The sequence below is a fragment of the Pseudomonas chaetocerotis genome, from assembly GCF_015712105.2.
Classification (GTDB): Bacteria; Pseudomonadota; Gammaproteobacteria; order Pseudomonadales; family Pseudomonadaceae; genus Aquipseudomonas; species Aquipseudomonas chaetocerotis.
Genome location: NZ_JACFYX020000001.1, coordinates 447078 through 467263, shown reverse-complemented (window position 1 = coordinate 467263; position 20186 = coordinate 447078). Strand labels below are relative to the sequence as shown.

Below are 20186 nucleotides of genomic sequence, written 5' to 3'. Positions count from 1 at the left end.
GCGCCATGGACCTGAATCAGTACCGCATGAACTGGAACTACCCCACCTCGATGCGCGTCGGCGTTGGCCGCATTGCCGAGCTGGCCGAGGCCTGTCGCCAGCTTGGCATGCGCGCGCCGCTGCTGTGTACCGACCCCGGCCTGGCCGCACTGCCGATGATCGAGGCGGCGCTGCGTCAGTGTCGTGACGCCGGACTGAAGGCCGGGCTGTTCTCGGCGATCAAGGGCAACCCCACCGGGGCCAACGTGATGGATGGCGTGGCCGCGTTCAAGGCCGGCGGCCACGACGGGGTGATCGCCTTCGGCGGCGGCTCGGCGCTGGACGCCGGCAAAGCCATCGCCCTGATGGTTGGCCAGGACCGGCCGTTGTGGGATTTCGAGGACATCGGCGACAACGCCAGCCGGGTCAACGTCGCCGGCATGGCGCCAGTAGTGGCGGTGCCGACCACCGCCGGCACCGGATCTGAAGTTGGCCGCGCCTCGGTGATCACCGACGATGCTGCGCATATCAAACGCATCATCTTCCACGCACGAATGTTGCCGGCGCTGGTGATTCTTGATCCCGAGCTGACAGTCGGCCTGCCGGCGAAGATCACCGCCGCCACCGGCATGGACGCGCTGTCGCACAGCCTGGAAGCCTTCTGCTCGCCGCTGTTTCATCCCATGGCCGAAGGCATCGCCCTGGAAGGCATGCGCCTGGTGCAGCAGTACCTGCCGCGTGCTGTGGCCCAGGGCACGGATGTCGAGGCGCGCCTGCAGATGCTGGTGGCGTCGAGCATGGGCGCCACCGCCTTCCAGCGCGGCCTCGGCGCCATGCATGCGCTGGCGCATCCGCTGGGGGCGCTGTACGACGCCCACCACGGCCTGCTCAATGCAGTGCTGATGCCTTACGTGCTGGTGGCTAACCGCGGCGCCATCGAGCCACAGATGGAGAAGATGGCGCGCTATCTGGCGCTACCGGGCAGTGGTTTCGATGTCGTTCTGGACTGGGTGCTGGCGCTGCGCAGCGAGGTGGGCATCGCCCATAGCCTGAGCGAGATCGGTATCGACGATGCGCGCATCGAGCAGGTCGGGCGCATGGCCGAGGTCGATCCCTCGGCAGGCACCAACCCCATCGCCTTTAGCGCCGAGCAGTACAGCGCATTGTTCGCTAAGGCGTTGCGCGGGACCTTGTAGCCCGGATGCAATCCGGGAGCGCTTGCGCTGCTTTGCCCCGGATTTCATCCGGGCTACGGGGCTGGGCCGTGGAGTGCGTCAGCGGTCAAGAACCTGGCTGAAACGCAGCAGATAACCGTCCGGGTCCTGGATCATCAGCTGGCGCACCCTGATCCAGCTGTTGCCTGTGCGGTATTCCACCGTCTCCGGTGGCAGGCGCAGCGGCACGTCATTGGCGAGCAAAGCCTGATACAGCGGCTGCAGATCGGCCACGTCGATCTGCAGATTGATGCCGCGCCCCAGTGGGCGGTCGAGTGGCTGGACCGTCCAGGGGTCGTCTGGCCGAGCATGTGGGGCGATCTGTTCCAGCATCAACGCGGCTTCGCCCAGAACGATAGCTGCAAAACCATCCTCGGGGCGTTGGTACAGCAGGTTGAAACCCAGCACTTGTTGGTAGAACGCCAGGCTGTCCTGCAGATCACTGACCTGCAATTCAGGCGTAAGTGCCGGCAGGCGCGTGCGACTCACGCCTGGTCCTGCGCCGCCTGCAAGGCTTCCAGTGCCGGTGCGGCATAGATGCCCACTTCCACCGCCAGTTCCATCACTCGCGGCAGGTCGCTGGCGTACACCAGTACCGCTTGCAACTCGTCATCCAGCGCTTCGCTGAAGTCCAGCAGCACGTAGCCACCGGTCTCTGGCGACAGCGCAGAGAGCTGCACCTGAATGCGGTTGAGCGCCTTGAGCGGCTCGGCCTTGGCCAGTTGCTTGGGCTTGAGCACGAACTGTACCTGCGGGCCGAAGGATTCGGTGATGCGCTGGAACAGTTCTTCATAGCTGTCGGCCTGGAACAGCACGGTATCCGGCAGGCTGCCGACCACCACCCATTCGCCCAGGGGGATGGGGAATTCGTCGTCGTAATTGACGTCCGGGTTGGCGGCGAGGAAGGCGGCCGGATCGGCATAGGCCTGGGTGGCTTCATCGGCGATACGGGCGATCTCGTCCTCGGGCAGGCAGCCGGAGCTTATCTTGGCGATCAGTTCTTCCAGCTGAGCTTTCATCGGACATGTCCTCGGGGATCAAAGGTTGGCAAGAATATCATCAGGTGTATGCGAAGCGTTCCGGTCAGGAACGACGCATAGCAGACCGTCATCCGTAACGCTTCTTGGCTTCGATGGCCAGGCCACTGCCGATGCTGCCGAAGGTATTACCTTCCACACTGCGCGCGTTGGGCAGCATGGCTGCCACGCTCTGGCGCAGCGCCGGCACACCGCTGGAGCCGCCGGTGAAGAACAGGGTGTCGACCTGATCGGCGCTGACTCCGGCATCGGCGAGCAATTGCGTGAGGCTGGCGCGGATGCGTTCGAGCAGCGGCTCGATGGCGTTCTCGAACAGCGGGCGAGTCAGCTCGGCGACCAGGCCCGGCTCCACGCGTGACAGATCGATGGACCGCGCGTCCTGCTCGCTGAGGGCGATCTTGCTTTCTTCCACCTGCATCGCCAGCCAGTGCCCGGCGCGCTGTTCGATCAGACCGAACAGGCGGTCGATGCCGGTGGCGTCGACGATGTCGTAGCGCATGTTCTGCAGGGCCAGCTGGGTCTTCTGCGCGTACAGCGCGTTGATGGTGTGCCAGGTCGCCAGGTTGAGGTGATAGCTGGTGGGCATGAACGCGTCGCTCTTCATCCGGCTGCCGTAGCCAAACAGCGGCATCACGCCGGCCAGCGATAGCTGTTTGTCGAAGTCGGTTCCGCCGATGTGCACGCCTCCCGTGGCGAGGATGTCGTCCTGGCGCTCGGCCAGGTGGTGGCGCTCGGGTGCCAGGCGCACCAGGGAGAAGTCCGAGGTACCGCCGCCGATGTCGACGATCAGCACCAGCTCCTCGCGGTCCAGGTTCGACTCGTAGTCGAAGGCCGCAGCGATGGGCTCGTACTGGAACGACACGTCCTTGAAACCGAGCTTGTGCGCCACGGCCACCAGGGTGTTCTGCGCTTCCTGATCGGCAGCCGGGTCGTCATCGACGAAGAACACCGGGCGACCCAGCACCACTTCCTCGAAGGGACGTTCGGCCTGGGCTTCGGCACGCTTCTTCAGCTCGCCGATGAAGAAGCCAAGCAGGTCCTTGAACGGCAGGGCGCTGCCCAGCACGGTGGTTTCGCTCTTCAGCAGCTTGGAGCCCAGCAGGCTTTTCAGCGAGCGCATCAGACGCCCTTCATAGCCTTCCAGGTACTCGTGCAGGGCCAGACGACCATAGACCGGGCGGCGCTCTTCGATGTTGAAGAAGATCACCGAGGGCAGGGTGATCTTGCCGTCTTCCAGTGCGAGCAAGCTGTCCTGGCCGGGGCGTAGCCAACCGACGGTGGAGTTGGAGGTGCCGAAGTCGATGCCGCAGGCGCGGGCGGGCGTGGAGAATGACATGAAACGCAGGACCAGAATGATTGCCGGGAAAGTGTCTTGCGTCGTCGGACGACGCACCCGGCGTGCTGCCTGAGGTGGCAGGTCACGAAACGGCCGCGCATTCTATGTCAGTGCGTGGGGTTGTCAAATGTGCTGAACATGCGTGCGGCATCGGTGGAGATTGTCCGTTCGCCATGGTTTTTTCAGGGCGCCGCTGTAACGCTAAAGGGCGCCAACCTTGCAGGGTTGGCGCCGGTCGTTCAGCCCGCTGCTGTCAGCGCATCCTGAAATACTCGCGATGAAACCTCGCATCTGGCAGGCCGCAGGCCGACCACTCCTGCAACAGCCGGTCGCCCAGACCGAACGGGCCGCAGAACCACAGGCTGGCCTCATGGAGGCCGCCAGTCGTCGTGCGGATTTTCTCCAGATCGAGATTGCCATCGCGCGATTGATGAATCAGGTGCAGGTGCACGCCTGCGCGCTGGCACAGGTCCGCTACGCGCCTGTTCAGGGGCGATTGTTCGGGTGTGCAGAAGAAGAAATGCAGATCGCTGTCTGACCGCTGTGCTGCCGGCTCGGCTGCCAGATGCTCCAGTCGGGAAATGAACGGCGCCACGCCTACGCCACCGCCTACCCATACCTGGGCGCTGTCGCCATCGGCAAAGGTGAAGCGTCCATAGGGCCCTTCGAGCTGCATGCGGCTGCCGATTGTCAGTGACTGCATCAGTCGCAAGGTATCGTCCCCCAGTACCTTGACGCAGAAACTGATGTTTCTCGGGTCGGTGTCGGAGGAAGCGATGCTGAACGGGTGCGGGTCCTTGGTATTGGCAAAACGCACGAAGGCAAACTGACCGGGTTTGAACCTCAGGTGGTCATCATCCAGGCGGCAGTGGATTTCCATGACGCCGTCGGCGTGACGCACGATGTTCTGCACGCTGCCGGCGTAGTGTTTGCCGCGTTGGTCCAGACCGAACAGGATGGCCAGCGCAGCCAGGCAGCCAGCCAGCGCTACGATCACCACCCAGACCCCGCTCAGCGTTGGCCAGAGGGCATCCGGCAGCAGGACGATGGCATGGAAGGTGGCGGCAATGAATACCAACGGAAAGACTTTGTGCAGCCGGCGAAACCAGTGGTACGGGATGTATTTGATCAGTGCCAGCAGCACCAGCGTGATGGCGATATAACCCAGCCACTCGCCGATATCCTTGGCCGGGTCGCGCAAAAACTCGAAGATGCGTTCCGGGGCATTGCCAGACTTCGCCGGTCGGGTCAGCCAGCCAGCCTTGGCCATCGACTTTGGCACGATCTCCATCATCCAGTGCACGAACACCAGTACGCCAGCGGTGATGCCCAGCCATTTGTGCAGTCGGTAGCTTTGGTCGAGGCCCCCGAGCAGGCCCTCCAGCCACATTGGGCGTGTGGCGAGCAGCGTGATAAAGGCCATCAATGAGTAGGCGACGATGCCGCTGAGGATGATGCTGTTGCCTCGCAGTGTCCAGAAATCGCTTCCCGGCCCCCCCTGCGGCAGCATGCTTATCAGCCAGATCGCAGTAGGTAGGACAAGAGCCAGCGAGAACCAGCGTTTCATGACAGTTACCCTCAGGACGTGAAAAGGATTGCATGCATCGGCCCGTCATGGGGAGCCGATTCTTTTCACGGACATTACAACGATGTCTATCCGCGCCCTTTGAGTTGGATCAATCCCTTGTGCACCGGGTTGGCTGGCGTGACATTGCGCAGCCGCCATGACGGGCTGCGCCTGCGCGTCAGAGCGGAGTTTTCGACGGTGTCAGGTGCTGTATCCGGCGGTCATGATCCCCTGGCGTCTTGCTGGCGGCGTTGCCATTGGCTCCATTCGAAGCCCAGCACCACCAGGAGCGACAGCCCAAACGGCAGCAGCAGGTAGAACATGCGGAACACGATCAGTGCTGCGAGTACGTCAGCCGCAGGCAGTTCGGGCATGGCGGCGAGGAAGGTGACTTCCAGCACACCCAGGCCACCCGGCGCATGAGATAGCAGCGCCAGCGAGAAAGAAGCGAGGAATACACCGAGCACAACCAGGTAGCCGGGGTGATTGTCGGCTGGCAGGGCGAAGTAGATGATGGCCGCCGCGCAGAGCAACTCCAGCGGGCCGGCCAGCAACTGCCGACCGACGATGGGCAGGCGCGGATATTCCACGTGCAGCTTGCCCAGGGTCCAGGGTTTGAACTGGCGCCAGGAGCCCAGCACATAGAGGCCGACCAGGCTCAATAGCGCGCTGCCAATGACCACCGAGACCAGCGGCGTGATGTTGGCGACCCGGTGGATCAGGTCAGGCTGCGCGATCAGCACGCAGCCGCTGGCCAGCAGGGCGCCCAGAGCGAAGGTGAAGGAACAGAAGACGATGAGGATGCCGATTTCCTGTGGCGTCAGGCCCTTGCTGCGGTAGGCGCGATAGCGCACCACCGCGCCGGAGAACACCGAGGCACCGATGTTGTGAGCCAGGGCGTAGGTGGTGAAGGAGCACAGGGTGATGAAACGCCAGGGAATCTGCTTGCCGAGATGGGCAACGGCGATGCGGTCGTACCAGGCCAGGGCCCAGTAAGCACCCAGAGTGGCACCGGCCGCCAGCAGCCAGTTCAGATGGCTGATCGCGCGCAGACTATCGGCGATCTCGTCGAGGGAGATGGTGCGCAACTCGCGGTAAAGCAGGAAACAGGACGCCACGACGGCGACCAGACCGATCAGCGTCCAGATCAGGTCGCTGCGTTTCAGCTTGGGTTTGGCTTCGACAACGGACACTGCAACTCCTCGCTCTACAGGCCCGGTAGGCGATCGTGCCGGCCAGGGAGCCTGTCGAGGCTAATGTTCACGACCTTGTAGGTCGGCTCGCGACGGCCGCAGACTGATGCTGCGCTTCGCGGCGCGCTGCGCAGTATCAGCGAGGCACTGCTTTCGCTCAACAGGCAAGCACGTATCCGATTCATACCCAGGCCAGTGTGATGGCTGCCAGCGCGGCGTAGCGACCGGCTTTGGCCAGTGTGACGATGGCAACGAATATCCACAGGCGCTCACGCATCACTCCCGCGACCAGGGTCAGTGGATCGCCGATCACCGGCATCCAGCTCAGCAGCAGCGACCAGCGCCCATAGCGCGCGTACCAGTCCTGTGCCTGCTGTAGCCGAGCCGGGCTGACCGGGAACCAGCGGCGCTCGCGATAGTGTTCGATGGAACGGCCCAGTAACCAGTTGATCCAGGAGCCCAGCACATTGCCCAGAGTCGCCACCAGCAGCAAGGCCCAGAGTGGATGCTGGCCTGCCAGCAGGAGGGCGACCAGCACCGCTTCGGACTGCAGCGGTAGTAGCGTCGCTGCGCCGAAGGCAGAGATAAACAATGCCGGATAGGCGGACAGACTCAGCATGGCAGGAGCACGCCGGCCGTTGGGCCGGCGGGGGTCAGGACTGCGATTCCTGGCCGCTGTTGGCCATGATCTCTTCCAGGCTCAGGCCGGTCAGGCCGTGAATGGTCTTCCACAGGTAGTAGAAGATGGCCATCAGCATGATCATCGATGGAATGGCGATCATCGGGTAGCTGAGCAGGGTCATGCGCCCCAGTTCGTCATTGAACGCCTCGGTGCCGGCCGGACTGACCACGATCCACTTGGCTAGCACGTAGTTCATGAACGAGGAGAAGAAGAAGGTGCCGCTAAGCCAGTAGGTCGCTCGCATCAGGCGCGTTTCGAAATGCTCGACGTGACCGCCTTGCTCCAGGCGGTCGTGGATCTTGTCGATGTTGAGCACCGTCTTGTTGAACAGCAGGGTGCGAATCAGCGGGTAGCGGGTGCGGGTGGAAACCAGCACGGCAATGCCGATCAGACCGGGAATCAAGGCTTCCTTGACTGCCAGCCACTGAGTGTCGAGCTTGAGCAGGCCGATACCACCGGTCAGCGCGACGCTGATCAGGCCGAGCAGGGCGATGAAGTTGAATTTGCGGTATCTGATCAGCTCGAACGCGCCCCAGCCCAGCGGGAATGCCAGAGCCAGGATCAGCGCGCCATCGGCGCCGAGGCGGTGCTCGCCACTGAGCTTCATCAGGATGAACGAGGGAATCAGGATGCTGATGGCCAGGTCGATCAGTGGGCGGGGTTTGTGAGTCGGGGTACGGCTGTCAGTAGTAGCGGTCATGGTAGCTGGAGTCTGCATGGGAGCGCCGATGATCGCCTGCCCGGTTCGCCAGGGCTAGTCCGACCGTCGGTTTTGAATGTGAAAAAGTATGAGTCGACAGCCATCCGACAGGAGAGAAGACTCGACGGGCGATGCTAAAGTGATAGCAGCGCCTGGGAGTCGAACATGCCAAGAATCATCCCTTTCATTTGCCTGTTGCTGACGGTTCTTTTCCTGGCGCCTGTACCGGCCTGGGCGCGGGACTGCATCGGTATGGTACCGGCCGGCACTTCGGCGTTCTGGAGCGAGCTGGAGGCTGGTGCGAGACGCACCGCTGATGATCTGCAACTGGAACTCTATACACGCGGCCCGACCCAGGAAGGTAGCGTGGAGGTGCAGTTGCAACTGATAGATCGCGTGCTTGCACAGGGCTGCAAAGCGCTGATCATCGCCCCGGCTGGCGATGCCATCGATACCCGTATCGCGGTTTTGCGTGACGAAGGTATTCCCACCGTCTATGTCGACCGCGGCGTTGCGGGAGATGGCGCCTACGCGCTGGTGGCGACCGACAACTTCCTCGCAGGTCAGTTGGCCGGACAACAACTGGCCGAGCGTCTCGGGCAGGGTGGCAGGGTCGGGGTGTTGCGTTTGCGTCCCGGGCTGCAATCGACCGAGGAACGTGAGCGCGGCTTTCTGCTGGCGGCACAGGCGTCAGGGCTGCAGGTGGTGTTCGACACCTATCTGGGGGATGACCGCCAGCGCATCGCCGAGGCCCTGAGCGAGCAGTTGCCCAGGCTCGACGGCCTGTTCAGCCCCAACGGCACCAGCACCCGAGCGACCCTCGCGGCTCTGCGCCAACTGGGCAAGGCCGGAGCGGTGGACTTCGTCGGCTTCGATGGCGGCGACCTGCTGTTCGATGCCGTGCGCGAAGGACAGATTCACGCCCTGTTGCTTCAGCAGCCGCAGGCCATGGGCGATCATGCGGTGCGCCTGGTGCATCGGGCCTTGAGTGGCGAACGCGCCATTTCACGCCTGCAACTGTTGCTCGAACCACGGGTACTGACTGCCAGGGATTTGGCCGATATGACCGCGCCGCAACAGCCTTGGTGATGGGCGAGGCGTGGGTTTATGATCCTTGTCCTGGCCGCCCTGAATTCGCTGTAGGGCGCGCTCTAGACGGTGGCGTGCAATGAATCTGAAGTACCTGCTCGCAGTTCTGTTGTTCTGCAGCTTCTGCGTCCACGTGACGGCTGCCGAGTTGCGGCTGTATACCGAAGACTATCGACCCTTCAGCTATCTCGAGAATGGCGAGCCGAGTGGCATGGCTGTGGCGGTGGTCGAAGAATTGATCCGCCGTACCGGCGAGCGGGCGCGCATCGAACTGGTGCCCTGGACGCGCGGCTATCATCAGGTTCGTCATCAGGCCGACACGGCATTGTTCTCCACCGTGCGCACGGCGCAGCGCGAAGCTGAATTTCAGTGGGTCGGGCCGATCGCGCAAGGCTATACGCGTTTCTACACGTACAAGGATGCCGGGCTGCGAGTCACCAGCCTGGACGACGTGCGCCACCTCGGCACCCTCGCCGTGCCCAAGCAGTGGTACAGCTACGAACTGCTGCGTGAACAGGCGCTGGATAACCTGTATGGCGTGCCGACGCCTCAGGACATGCTGCGCATGTTTCGCCATGGTCGGGTCAAGCTGCTGCTGGCCAACACCCTGACCCTCGACGGCATGCTTGCCGAACAGGGCATGCATGCCGGGCAACTGCAGGCGCAGTTCGACCTGATGACTAATGACTCCTATATCGCCTTTTCCCTTCAGACGGATGCCGAACGTGTCGCGCGATGGCAGCAGGCGCTGCAGCATATGCGTCAGGACGGCAGCCTGGAGCGGATCTATCGACACTGGTTGCCGACGGCCGATGAGCGGACGTTGGTCGATCTGTTGCGCCTCGAGTGAAGCGGCTGCATGGCGCTCCACGGCTTGCTAGGCTGCAATCGGGAGGGGCACGATGATGATGGGCAAGCGGGTGTGTCGATGCTTATGTGCCTTGCTGGTGGTGCTATGCGTACCTGTAGCGGCACAGCTGCGCCTGCTCACCGAGGATGCGCCGCCGATGAGCTTCATGCGCGGGGGCGAGCCCAGCGGCTTCTCCGTCGAGGTGGTCAGAGCGTTGCTGGCGCGCACCGGCGACAGCGGTCAGATCGAACTGATGCCCTGGACGCGCGCATTGCATCTGGCTCAACAGCAGGAAGATGTCGCGCTGTTTTCCACCGTGCGCACTGCCGAACGCGAGAACAGGTTCCGGTGGGTCGGGCCCATCGTGGTCGGCACTACCAGCTTCTATTCGCTCAAGTCCCGTGAGCTCGCCATCGACACGTTGGAGCAGGCTGCAGCCAGCGGACCACTGGCGCTGCCCAAGCAGTGGTACACCTTCGAGGCACTCAGCGCGAGGGGTTTCACCAACCTCTACGGCGTGCCCAGTTCGAAGCAGATGGTGACCATGCTCAAGCATGGCCGGGTCAATCTGATCGCCACTGAAGACCTCACTCTGGCTGGCGAGCTGGCCGCTGCCGACCTCAAGCCGCAGGACGTCACCGCGCATGTTCCGTTCATGCGCTCGGCCTACTACATCGCCTTCTCCCCGCAGACGTCGGTGGTGCGTGTGGTGCGCTGGCAGCGCGCGTTACAGCAGATGCATGAGGACGGCAGTCTCGAGGCGATCCTCAGGCGCTGGCTGCCGCATGCGCCGATGCCGCCCATTGCGCCATAGCGCCTCGCGTGGCGACTGGTTAACCTGAGCGCTGCAATCCTCCGAGTCCGATCATGTCGCGTCGTCATCTCACTCTCGATCTGCGCAGTCGCGCCGGCTTGTTCGCCCACCTTGGTGCGATGGAAAGGGCGGGTGTGCCCATCGATCGAGCGCTGGCCAGTCTGGATCTCGGGGCGCGCCACGCAGCTGCCGTGACGCGCCTGCGGCAGATGATCGGTGGCGGACGGGATATGGCGAGTTCCGGCCAGTTGAGTGGCGTGTTCACGCCACTGGAAAGTGGCCTGGTGCGCGCCGCGCAGGACGCTGGGGCACTGGCGCATATCTACGAGCAGTTGGCGCAGCGTTACGACGAGCAGGCGCGTCACGCGGCAGAACTGACCTCACGGCTGCTACTGCCGGCCGGTGTGTTGTTACTGGCATTGGCGGTCAAGCCTTTGCCCTCTCTGATCGCGGGAGGCCTCAGTGCTGCAGGTTACCTGGCGGCCGTGTTGCTGCCGGTGTTCTGGCTGTCGGCGCTGCTGTTCGGTGCGCGCGCGTTGTGGCGTCGCTGGCAGCAGCGGCGAAGCGATCAGCCGGGGCCGCTAGACGATCTGCTCCTGGCGCTGCCGGTGCTGGGCAGCCTGCAGCGTCGGGCGGATATCCGTAACTTCTGCGACAGCCTCGGGCTGTTGCTGGAGGCGGGCATGCCGGTGCTCGATGCCCTGCCGCGCGCCTGCAATGCGGTGACCAATGCACGGCTGCGGCGGGATTTCGCCACCCTGGCGCCGCGAGTCAGCGCCGGACAATCGCTGGTACGTGCCTTCGATGGGCTGAGTTTCCACGGCAAATCCATGCTGATCGGGGTGCTCAATACTGGTGAAGCGACCGGTCGACCAGGCGAGGCGCTGCTGCGTTTCGCCCGCCTGCAGGCGCAGCAACTGGCTGCGAGCCAACAGGCGTTGGCGAGTTGGGCACCACGCCTGTTCTATCTGGCCGTCGCCGCGTGGATGGCTTACGGCCTGCTGACCGGCGGCGGGTTCTTCCCGGCCCTGCCCGCGGAGCTGGCTGGCCGATAATTTGCTGGTTATTGACCACGGCGCTCCGTCTGAAAGCTGGCAGCAAGTGCCTTGCGCTAGCATTCGTCACGTCTACGCCATTACTAAAAAGAGAAAAAAGCGATTCAACCGACTTTGGAATACGCCCCATGCCCATCTTGCAACGTGCATCCCACCATGAGCTACGCAGCGCCTTTCGTGCACTGCTGGCTTCCGACCGCTGCTATCACACGGCTTCGGTCTTCGATCCCATGTCCGCCCGCATCGCCGCTGATCTCGACTTCGAAGTCGGCATCCTCGGCGGCTCCGTCGCTTCCCTACAGGTGCTCGGCGCACCGGACTTCGCCCTGATCACCCTCAGCGAATTCGTTGAGCAGGCCGCACGCATCGGTCGCGTCTCGCGCTTGCCGGTGATCGCCGACGCCGATCACGGCTACGGCAACGCGCTCAACGTCATGCGCACCGTGGTCGAGCTGGAACGCGCCGGCGTCGCTGCGCTGACTATCGAAGATACCCTGCTGCCGGCTCAGTTCGGCCGCAAGTCCACCGACCTGATCTCCATCGAGGAAGGTGTCGGCAAGATCCTCGCCGCGCTGGAGGCGCGTGTCGATCCGGAGCTCTCGATCATCGCCCGTACCCATGCCGGCGTACTGGAGGTGGACGAAGTGATCCGCCGCACTCGCGCCTATGAGGCTGCCGGCGCCGATGGCATTTGCCTGGTCGGGGTCAGGGATTTTGCCCACCTGGAACAAATCGCCGCGGGCCTCAAGGTGCCCCTGATGCTGGTCACCTACGGCAACCCCGAACTGCGCGATAACCAGCGCCTGGCGCGCCTGGGCGTGCGTATCGTGGTCAACGGCCACGCCGCCTACTTCGCTGCGATCAAGGCCACCTACGACTGCCTGCGCGAACAGCGCGGTGCTCAGCCGTGCGACCTCAACGCCACCGAGCTGACCCACAAGTACACCATGCCCGAGGATTACATTCTCTGGGCCAAGGAGTTCATGGAAGTGCGCGAGTAAGAGCCTGTTCACGATCTGCTGCGCGTCGACCCTACGGCGTTAAAAACAGGCTCGGACTGCTCATTTACAGCTCGTAAACTCCGCGTCCTCGCCTGTTTTTGCCTTGTAGGCTTCTAGCTCGCAATATCGTGAACAGGCTCCTAGCAAGAACAGCACTTGCACTTCGCATTCCTCGGGCGCATATCTGTCCGGTGGGTGCGAGGAGGTGCAGCATGGCAGGCGGATGGGCAAGTGACGACGCGGTACAGGAGCAGATCGACAGCAGCATCGAGGACGCCGTTGCGCGTGCTCGCAGCCAACTGCCGAAGGGCGAGAGCCTGCGTCATTGCGAGGAATGCGATGCTGTCATTCCCGAGGCCCGTCGCCAGGCGATTCCTGGCGTGCGCCTGTGCGTCAATTGCCAGGCCGAGCACGACCGGGAGAATGCCGCCTACAGTGGCTACAACCGCCGGGGCAGCAAGGACAGTCAGTTGCGTTGAACTCTCAGAACAGCGCGCCGATATAGACTGCGCCGCCGATACCGGCCTGGATGCCGAGATTGGCTCCTGCCATCAACAGGGCGCCACTCGCGGACTGCATCAGCTTGCGGGTGAGGATCGGCGAGAGGGTGAGGTTGGCTGCTGGAGTTGTATTGGCCAGCATTACCGCCGCCAGCAGCTTCGGGTCCAGGCCGAACAGCATGGCCGTTGCGGATACACCTAGCGCAACACCACCGCCCGCTTCCACGTACATGCAGGGGCCGACGATATCGTCGCGGGTGAGGTCGCCGCCACCAGGGCGTCGGCGACGAACACCGCTCCGTCGCTGGGGAAGGCTTCTGCTGCCCCGACTCCGCCGACGCTCTTGCCCTTGATCTTGATATCCACTTTGCCGAAGCGCGGCAGTTTGGCCCCCATGCCAAGGCCTGCACCGATACCGCTGTAATGTAGTTTGACGTTCTCGCCGGTTGGCGAACGCAGGGTTATCGAACCGCCGCTACCGGCAACAAAGGCCAGAGTCAGGCCGCCACCACTGGCCGTGACGTAGTCCCAGCGGCTGGGGTTGACGGGCAGGGGGATGGGTATCTTTGGCATTATCGCTTCCTTGTGAATGTTGCTCAGACGCTTTGCTGAGGAGCGCGTCTGAAGAGGGTCAGCAGCCCGCTGACCATGAAGATGGAGCCCAGCAGCCCGAGAAAGATCGAGGTTCCCCAAAGCGCGCCGAAGTCATCGATCACGGCAGAGGTGGCCTGCGCCTCGGCCCGGTAGTAGACCTTGACCGGCATGCCGACCTGATAGCCGTAAATCCAACCGCCCTGGGGGTAGGAAATACGGGCTCCGTTGTTGTCGGTGAAGGCTATCTCCGGGTGGGAGCCGCCCGCATTGAGGGCGACGACATTGCCTTCGGCCTGAAGAGCGGATTTCAGGAAACCCACGCGAGAAGAGGTCTGCACGACCGTTGCTGTGATCAGCGCGAGGCCCACCAGAGCAAAGAGGCCGCCCTTGAACAAGCGAGATGGAGTTGCGGGCATCCTGCGGTATTCCTGATCTTCCATGGAAATGGCCAGGGAATCCTGGGCCGGGTGTTAGGGCAAGCATTGTCCTTTGAGAGTCCCTGGTATTGCAACAAAGCCTGAGACAGAGGGTCTTTCGCTGATGCCGGCCCGCATTTACGCATGTGACGAAGCAGGATCATAAGGCCTCGTGGAGAAGGACTCACATGATGAGGCTCGCGTTTTGGCGAGTTTTTACAATTGGCGTTCACCGGGCCATGTCACAGGCTTACGGAGTCGAAGTATTTCTTCCCCATAGAGCTTCGTGAGGCCGGGTTGATTGGTTGGTACGGCACCTATTCGAGCCCTTGTGGTCTAGTGCTACTAGACCGTGACTCAGGAAGAGGTGCCTGCATGACGATTTTCGAAGCCCTACGCATCAGCCACGACATCCAGCGCGAACTGGCGCAGAAGCTGATCGCCACCCAGGGCGACAGCGCCGAGCGCCACGCCTTGTTCGCTCAGCTCAAGCAGGAGCTGGCCGTGCATTCGGTGGCCGAAGAACGCCATTTCTATATCCCCCTGATGCAGCAGGACGCGGGCGTCGATTTGTCGCGCCATGCGATTGCCGAGCATCATCAGATGGATGAAATGATCGAGGACCTGGAAGAAACCGACCCCAGCAGCCCGAGCTGGCTGGCGCAAGCCAAGGCGCTGGCGGAAAAGGTCGAGCACCACCTCAAGGAAGAAGAGCGCACCTTCTTCCAGATGGCCGGCAAGCTGCTTCGCGACAAGGAGAAGCAGCAACTGGCGGGTGACTATCTCAGCGCGTACGACGAGATGAAGCAGGCGTCCTGATAGATCCACGAAAGCCGGGCATCACGCCCGGCTTTTTCGTCAGAACAGGAAATACCGCTGCGCCATCGGCAGCACCTCGGCCGGCTCGCACCAGAGCAACTGGCCGTCGGCCTTGACCTGATAGTTCTGCGGATCGACCTCGATGTTCGGCAGGTAGCCGTTGTGGATCAGGTCGGTCTTCTGCACTTCGCGGCAGCCTTTGACCACACCGATTTTCTTCTTCAGACCGAGCTGTTCGGGCACGCCGGCATCGAACGCCGCCTGGCTGATGAAGGTGATGCTGGTGGCATGGCGGCTGCCACCATAGCTGGCGAACATCGGCCGGTAGTGCACCGGCTGCGGTGTCGGGATCGAGGCATTGGCATCGCCCATCAGGCTGGCGGCAATGGCGCCACCCTTGAGGATCAGCGTCGGTTTGACGCCGAAGAAGGCCGGGCGCCAGAGCACCAGGTCGGCCCACTTGCCCACTTCGATGGAGCCTACTTCGTGGCTGATGCCGTGAGTGATCGCCGGATTGATGGTGTACTTGGCGATGTAGCGCTTGGCGCGGAAGTTGTCGTTACCGGGCACGTCCTCGGGTAGCGGGCCACGTTGCTGCTTCATCTTGTCGGCGGTCTGCCAGGTACGGGTGATCACCTCGCCGACGCGGCCCATGGCCTGGCTGTCGGAGCTGATCATCGAGAACGCGCCGAGGTCATGCAGGATGTCTTCGGCGGCGATGGTCTCGCGGCGGATACGGCTCTCGGCGAAGGCCACATCCTCGGCGATGCTCGGGTCGAGGTGGTGGCAGACCATGAGCATGTCCAGATGCTCGTCGATGGTGTTCCTGGTGAACGGCCGGGTCGGGTTGGTGGAGCTGGGCAGCACATTGGGGAAGCCGCACGCCTTGATGATGTCGGGCGCGTGACCGCCGCCGGCACCCTCGGTGTGGTAGGTGTGGATGGTGCGGCCCTTGAACGCCCCCAGGGTGGTCTCGACGAAGCCGGACTCGTTCAGGGTGTCGGTGTGGATCGCCACCTGCACGTCGTACTGATCAGCGACCGACAGGCAGTTGTCGATGGCCGCCGGGGTGGTGCCCCAGTCCTCATGCAGCTTGAGGCCGATGGCACCGGCTTTCACCTGCTCGATCAACGGCTCCGGCAGTGAGGCGTTGCCCTTGCCGGTGAAGCCCAGGTTCATCGGGAAGGCATCGGCGGCCTGGAGCATGCGGGCCATGTGCCATGGCCCGGACGTGCAGGTGGTGGCGTTGGTGCCGGTGGCCGGCCCGGTGCCGCCACCGATCATGGTGGTGACGCCACTCATCAAGGCCTCTTCGATCTGCTGCGGGCAGATGAAGTGGATGTGGGTGTCGATGCCGCCGGCGGTGAGGATCATGCCTTCACCAGCGATCACCTCGGTGCCGGCGCCAATCGCAATCGTGACATCGGGCTGGATATCCGGGTTGCCGGCCTTGCCGATAGCGGCGATGCGGCCGTCCTTGAGGCCGACGTCGGCCTTGACGATGCCCCAGTGGTCGATGATCAGCGCGTTGGTGATCAGTGTGTCGACCACATCGGCTGCACACAACTGGCCCTGACCCATACCGTCGCGGATCACCTTGCCGCCGCCGAATTTCACCTCTTCACCGTAGGTGGTGAAGTCCTTTTCCACTTCGACCCACAGGTCGGTATCGGCCAGGCGTACCTTGTCGCCGACGGTGGGGCCGAACATGTCGGCGTAGGCTTGGCGGGAAATCTTCATCTGTGTGTCCTCGATCGCTCCCACGCTTTGCGTGGCAATGCATCCTGTGACGCTCTGCGTCATGACGTTAAGAGCGGACGCAGAGCGTCCATGGCGGTATTCCCACGCCGAGCGTGGGAACGATCAGTCGAGGTCGCCCATGACCCGACCGGCGAAGCCGAACACTCGGCGCGCGCCGGCCAGGTCGACCAGCTCCACCTCGCGGCTCTGCCCCGGCTCGAAACGCACCGCGGTACCGGCCGGGATGTTCAGGCGCATGCCGCGCGTGGCCGCGCGGTCGAACAGCAGGGCATCGTTGGTCTCGAAGAAGTGGTAATGCGAGCCGACCTGGATCGGACGGTCGCCGCTGTTGGCCACGGAAAGGGTCAGGGTGCGGCGACCGGCATTGAGCTCGATCTCGCCGTCGGCAATCTGGTATTCGCCGGGAATCATCAGTTGGGCCTCGCAAGCGTCTTGTAGTAGATGGCATTGGCCCGGTAGGTGCCGTCCGGGCCACAGGCGTAATCGGGTAGGCCACCAATGCTGACGTAGCCCAGGTTTCGATAGAGGTGCTCCGCGTCGCTGCCAGCCTCGGTGTCGAGGTGCAGCAGGCCGCGTTTGCGGGCAGCTGCTTCCTGTTCGACAGCTAGCATCAACAGGCGAGCAACGCCACGACGGCGCGCCGTGCTGAGCACCAGCAGTTTCTGTACTTCCGCGCGGTTCAGCCCATTGGGCTTCTGACACAGGCTCAGCTGCACGCTGCCCAGAACGCGGCCTTGTTCATGGGCCACCCAGAGCAGCAGTGAACCGTCCGTCATGGCCGCATGCACCTGGGCGAAATATTCAGCGGCTTCTCGTTCGTCGAGGTCGGCGAGAAAGCCTATCGATGCGCCATGGCTGACGGCATCGAGCAGCAGGACGATCAAACCTTCGCGGTAGTTGGCGAACTTGGTGCTGTCGAGTCGCTGCAGCGTCACGTCCACGGTGTCACTCCTTGGCGCCGAGGATCAGTTGCATGAAGGTCAGATCCAGCCAGCGCCCGAACTTGCGGCCGACCTGTGGCATCTGCCCGGTGGTGACGAAGCCAAGGCGCTGATGCAGACGGATCGAAGCGATATTCTCCGACTCGATGGCGGCGACCATGACGTGCAGGTTGGCGGCGCGAGCGCGCTCGATCAGCGCTTGCATCAGCAGCGGGCCGAGGCCCTGGCCGCGTTGGTCGGCGCGCACGTAGACCGAGTGCTCGACGGTCTGACGGAAGCCTTCGATGGTGCGCCAGGTGCCGTAGCTGGCGTAGCCGACTACCTCGCCGGCGGCGTCATGCGCCACCAGCACCGGGAAGCCGGACGCCGTACGCTCTGCCAGCCAGGCGCGGCGGTTGGCCAGATCCACCAGGGTCTCGTTCCAGATTGCCGTGGTGTGCTGCACTGCGTCGTTGTAGATGGCCAGGATGCCGGGCAGGTCGGTGTCGTTGGCGTCTTGAATCGAATAGGTCATGGCTCAGGCAATCGGCTGATGGACGGTCACCAGCTTGGTGCCGTCGGGGAAGGTGGCTTCGATCTGGATCTCCGGGATCATCTCCGGCACACCCTCCATCACCTGATCGCGGGCCAGCAGGGTGGTGCCGAAGTGCATCAGCTCGGCCACTGTCTGGCCGTCGCGCGCGCCTTCGAGCAGAGCGGCGGAGATGTAGGCCATGGCTTCCGGGTAATTCAGCTTTACCCCACGCGCCAGGCGGCGCTCAGCCACCAGGCCGGCAGTGAAGATCAGCAGCTTGTCTTTCTCGCGTGGACTCAGATCCATCGTTCGCTCCAGTTCATGGGGTGGCTGCAGGCAGCCTCCGCCTCAGGTATTCCAGATTCGGGGTGGCACTGCTTCGCGCCCCAGCATCGTCGGGCGCAGCAGGCGCCAGAGTTCGATCAGCCAGGCACGCGCCTTGAGTGCCTCGCTGGCCAGGCAACGCGCGACCAGCAGCCCCGACAGTTGGCTGAGGTCACCACGCACGCCTTCAATTTTTAACTCGCGGCAGCGCTCCAGCAGTTCGCTGTCCACTTCGCCGCTGACCAGCAGGGTGGCGAACACCGGTTGGCCGTTCAGGCCGATGGCCGAATCGAGCAGGCCATCGCCGCCGGTCAAGCGCTGGCGCTCGTGCCAGAGCAGCTTGCCATCCCGGCTAATATCCAACGCAGCCTGGAAGTGACCACTGGAAAAGCGCTCGTCGGCGGCGGGGCGGCCGAGGGCGACGATATCCCAGTAGAACAGGCGGGCGTCACCGTGCAGTTCGATCTGCGTGTGCAGTTCGGCCTGGGCGCCGGCGTAGACGATGGTTTCCTGCGGCAGCCATTCCAGGGTGGCGCCGGCCTCGATGCTCAGGCGCAGATCCTGCCGGGCGACGCCAGCGGCGCGATACCACTTGGCTGCGCCGGGACTGGTGAGCTGTACCCAGGTGTTTTCGCCGGCATGGGCCGAGATGTTCAGAACGTCACCGCCAGCGATGCCGCCGGGCGGGTGGATGATGATGTGCTGGCACACCTGCGGATCTTCGGCATACAGGTGCTTCTGCACTCTAAGAGGGCCGAGGTGGCGCCTGCGCACTGGTGTGGTGCGTTCGCCGTGGCGCGCGTAGGCCAGTTCCAGCTCGGCAGACCAGCTTGGCGTGAACAGGGCGGCAGGCAAATTCATGATGGGGCAGCGGTTCCGCAGGATAGTTGACCGAGTGGGCAAGCAAGAGGCGTGCCCTGAACCAATTCGGTGCGCATGACACGCCGCGTCGCGCTCATGTAAGGTGCGCCGTGCGCACCAGAGGCTGTGACACTTTCCCGATGAACCGTCCGCTGCTAAAGCGCTCCTGCAAGCGGCAGTGGGAACCTATGTCTCGAGGGCGCCGCGGTGCGCGCGGCGCACTCTTCTAGATCGCCACCAGCCCGCGCACGCCTTCGGCTTCCATGTTCTCGCCACGACCCTGCTGGACGATCTCGCCGCGGCTCATCACCAGGTACTGGTCGGCCAGTTCGGCGGCGAAGTCGTAGAACTGCTCGACCAGCAGGATGGCCATGTCGCCACGGGCGGCGAGCTTCTTGATCACCGCGCCGATTTCCTTGATCACCGAGGGCTGGATGCCTTCGGTGGGTTCGTCGAGGATCAGCAGGCGCGGTTGGCTGGCCAGGGCACGACCGATGGCCAGCTGTTGTTGCTGGCCGCCGGAGAGGTCGCCGCCACGGCGATGCTTCATTTCGCGCAGCACCGGGAACAGCTCGTAGATGAATTCCGGCACGGCCTTGGCCTGGCTGCCGGGAAAGCGCGACAGGCCCATCAGCAGGTTTTCCTCTACCGTCAGGCGGCCGAAGATCTCGCGTCCCTGGGGCACGTAGGCGATGCCGGCGTGCACGCGCTGGTGCGGTTTGAAGCCGGTGATTGGCTTGCCTTCCCATTGCACGTTGCCGTCCTTGGCCGGGATCAGGCCCATCAGGCATTTGAGCAGGGTAGTCTTGCCCACGCCGTTGCGGCCGAGCAGGCAGGTGACCTCGCCGACCTTCACGTCGAACGACAGGCCACGGAGGATGTGGCTGCCGCCGTAATACTGGTGGAGTTGCTCAACTTGCAGCATATCGATGTCCTCAA

23 protein-coding genes and 1 pseudogene are annotated in these 20186 nt (G+C 63.4%); 8 read left to right on the top strand and 16 right to left on the bottom strand.

Features of this window, described 5'->3' with window-relative positions; genetic code table 11:
* Nucleotides 1-5: 5 nt before the first annotated feature.
* Nucleotides 6-1175, top strand: a complete 1170-nt coding sequence (locus H3221_RS02195) for an iron-containing alcohol dehydrogenase (protein WP_196473883.1) — start codon at nt 6-8, stop codon at nt 1173-1175.
* A gap of 78 nt (nt 1176-1253) precedes the next feature.
* Here H3221_RS02195 and H3221_RS02190 read toward each other — a convergent pair whose 3' ends face one another.
* From H3221_RS02190 to H3221_RS02160, 7 genes are all read right to left on the bottom strand, one after another.
* Nucleotides 1254-1682, bottom strand: coding sequence for a bleomycin resistance protein (locus H3221_RS02190; RefSeq protein ID WP_196473882.1), 429 nt, complete (start codon nt 1680-1682; stop codon nt 1254-1256).
* Nucleotides 1679-2212: a hypothetical protein gene (locus tag H3221_RS02185; RefSeq protein ID WP_196473881.1), complete on the bottom strand. Its 534-nt coding sequence runs from the start codon at nt 2210-2212 to the stop codon at nt 1679-1681. Before H3221_RS02185 ends, H3221_RS02190 begins: the two co-directional genes overlap by 4 nt.
* Nucleotides 2213-2300: 88 nt before the next feature.
* The gene (locus tag H3221_RS02180) at nt 2301-3566 is read right to left on the bottom strand and encodes an Hsp70 family protein (RefSeq protein WP_196473880.1); all 1266 of its coding nucleotides are present in this window, start codon (nt 3564-3566) and stop codon (nt 2301-2303) included.
* A 253-nt stretch (nt 3567-3819) separates the two neighbouring features.
* Nucleotides 3820-5133, bottom strand: a complete 1314-nt coding sequence (locus H3221_RS02175; RefSeq protein ID WP_196473879.1) for a ferredoxin reductase family protein — start codon at nt 5131-5133, stop codon at nt 3820-3822.
* Between the two features lie 221 nt (nt 5134-5354).
* Nucleotides 5355-6326, bottom strand: a complete 972-nt coding sequence (locus H3221_RS02170) for a lysylphosphatidylglycerol synthase transmembrane domain-containing protein (RefSeq protein WP_196473878.1) — start codon at nt 6324-6326, stop codon at nt 5355-5357.
* Between the two features lie 181 nt (nt 6327-6507).
* Nucleotides 6508-6945, bottom strand: a complete 438-nt coding sequence (locus H3221_RS02165; RefSeq protein WP_196473877.1) for a YqaA family protein — start codon at nt 6943-6945, stop codon at nt 6508-6510.
* A gap of 34 nt (nt 6946-6979) precedes the next feature.
* Entirely contained in the window at nt 6980-7708 is a 729-nt protein-coding gene (locus H3221_RS02160) for a VC0807 family protein (protein ID WP_196473876.1), read from the bottom strand.
* Between the two features lie 165 nt (nt 7709-7873).
* On the opposite strand from H3221_RS02160, the gene H3221_RS02155 reads away from it, so the two are divergent.
* The 6 genes from H3221_RS02155 to H3221_RS02130 all read left to right on the top strand — a co-directional run bounded on the left by H3221_RS02155 (nt 7874) and on the right by H3221_RS02130 (nt 12996).
* A complete protein-coding gene (locus H3221_RS02155; protein ID WP_196473875.1) occupies nt 7874-8797 on the top strand; it encodes a substrate-binding domain-containing protein in 924 nt (307 codons plus the stop codon).
* Between the two features lie 79 nt (nt 8798-8876).
* Nucleotides 8877-9647, top strand: a complete 771-nt coding sequence (locus H3221_RS02150) for a substrate-binding periplasmic protein (protein ID WP_196473874.1) — start codon at nt 8877-8879, stop codon at nt 9645-9647.
* A gap of 55 nt (nt 9648-9702) precedes the next feature.
* The gene (locus H3221_RS02145; protein ID WP_397427951.1) at nt 9703-10461 is read left to right on the top strand and encodes a substrate-binding periplasmic protein; all 759 of its coding nucleotides are present in this window, start codon (nt 9703-9705) and stop codon (nt 10459-10461) included.
* A 53-nt stretch (nt 10462-10514) separates the two neighbouring features.
* Complete coding sequence (locus tag H3221_RS02140) at nt 10515-11516, top strand: type II secretion system F family protein (protein WP_196473873.1); 1002 nt, start codon at nt 10515-10517, stop codon at nt 11514-11516.
* A gap of 137 nt (nt 11517-11653) precedes the next feature.
* A complete protein-coding gene (locus H3221_RS02135) occupies nt 11654-12517 on the top strand; it encodes an isocitrate lyase/PEP mutase family protein (RefSeq protein ID WP_196473928.1) in 864 nt (287 codons plus the stop codon).
* Between the two features lie 212 nt (nt 12518-12729).
* Nucleotides 12730-12996, top strand: a complete 267-nt coding sequence (locus H3221_RS02130) for a DksA/TraR family C4-type zinc finger protein (protein WP_021487914.1) — start codon at nt 12730-12732, stop codon at nt 12994-12996.
* 4 nt (nt 12997-13000) lie between these two features.
* Here the strand turns inward: H3221_RS02130 and H3221_RS02125 are convergent.
* Nucleotides 13001-13590 (bottom strand): annotated as a pseudogene (locus tag H3221_RS02125) (hypothetical protein).
* A 23-nt stretch (nt 13591-13613) separates the two neighbouring features.
* Entirely contained in the window at nt 13614-14027 is a 414-nt protein-coding gene (locus H3221_RS02120; RefSeq protein ID WP_192980416.1) for a DUF3592 domain-containing protein, read from the bottom strand.
* 375 nt (nt 14028-14402) lie between these two features.
* Between H3221_RS02120 and H3221_RS02115 the strand changes: the two genes are divergently transcribed.
* Complete coding sequence (locus H3221_RS02115) at nt 14403-14846, top strand: hemerythrin domain-containing protein (protein ID WP_196473872.1); 444 nt, start codon at nt 14403-14405, stop codon at nt 14844-14846.
* 39 nt (nt 14847-14885) lie between these two features.
* Here the strand turns inward: H3221_RS02115 and ureC are convergent, their stop codons facing one another.
* From ureC to urtE, 7 genes are all read right to left on the bottom strand, one after another.
* A complete protein-coding gene (gene ureC, locus H3221_RS02110; RefSeq protein ID WP_196473871.1) occupies nt 14886-16586 on the bottom strand; it encodes an urease subunit alpha in 1701 nt (566 codons plus the stop codon).
* Between the two features lie 123 nt (nt 16587-16709).
* Nucleotides 16710-17018, bottom strand: coding sequence for an urease subunit beta (locus H3221_RS02105; RefSeq protein WP_196473870.1), 309 nt, complete (start codon nt 17016-17018; stop codon nt 16710-16712).
* Nucleotides 17018-17548 (bottom strand): GNAT family N-acetyltransferase, encoded by a 531-nt coding sequence (locus tag H3221_RS02100; RefSeq protein ID WP_196473869.1) that lies wholly within the window; start codon nt 17546-17548, stop codon nt 17018-17020. Before H3221_RS02100 ends, H3221_RS02105 begins: the two co-directional genes overlap by 1 nt.
* Before the next feature lie 4 nt (nt 17549-17552).
* Nucleotides 17553-18062 carry a GNAT family N-acetyltransferase gene (locus tag H3221_RS02095; protein WP_196473868.1) on the bottom strand — a complete coding sequence of 170 codons (510 nt, stop codon included), beginning with the start codon at nt 18060-18062 and terminating at the stop codon, nt 17553-17555.
* Nucleotides 18063-18065: 3 nt separating this feature from the next.
* Complete coding sequence (gene ureA, locus H3221_RS02090; protein WP_004425162.1) at nt 18066-18368, bottom strand: urease subunit gamma; 303 nt, start codon at nt 18366-18368, stop codon at nt 18066-18068.
* 42 nt (nt 18369-18410) lie between these two features.
* On the bottom strand, nt 18411-19247 hold the full coding sequence (locus H3221_RS02085; RefSeq protein ID WP_196473867.1) for an urease accessory protein UreD: 837 nt from the start codon (nt 19245-19247) through the stop codon (nt 18411-18413).
* 226 nt (nt 19248-19473) lie between these two features.
* The gene (gene urtE / locus H3221_RS02080; RefSeq protein WP_196473866.1) at nt 19474-20172 is read right to left on the bottom strand and encodes an urea ABC transporter ATP-binding subunit UrtE; all 699 of its coding nucleotides are present in this window, start codon (nt 20170-20172) and stop codon (nt 19474-19476) included.
* Nucleotides 20173-20186 lie beyond the last annotated feature (14 nt).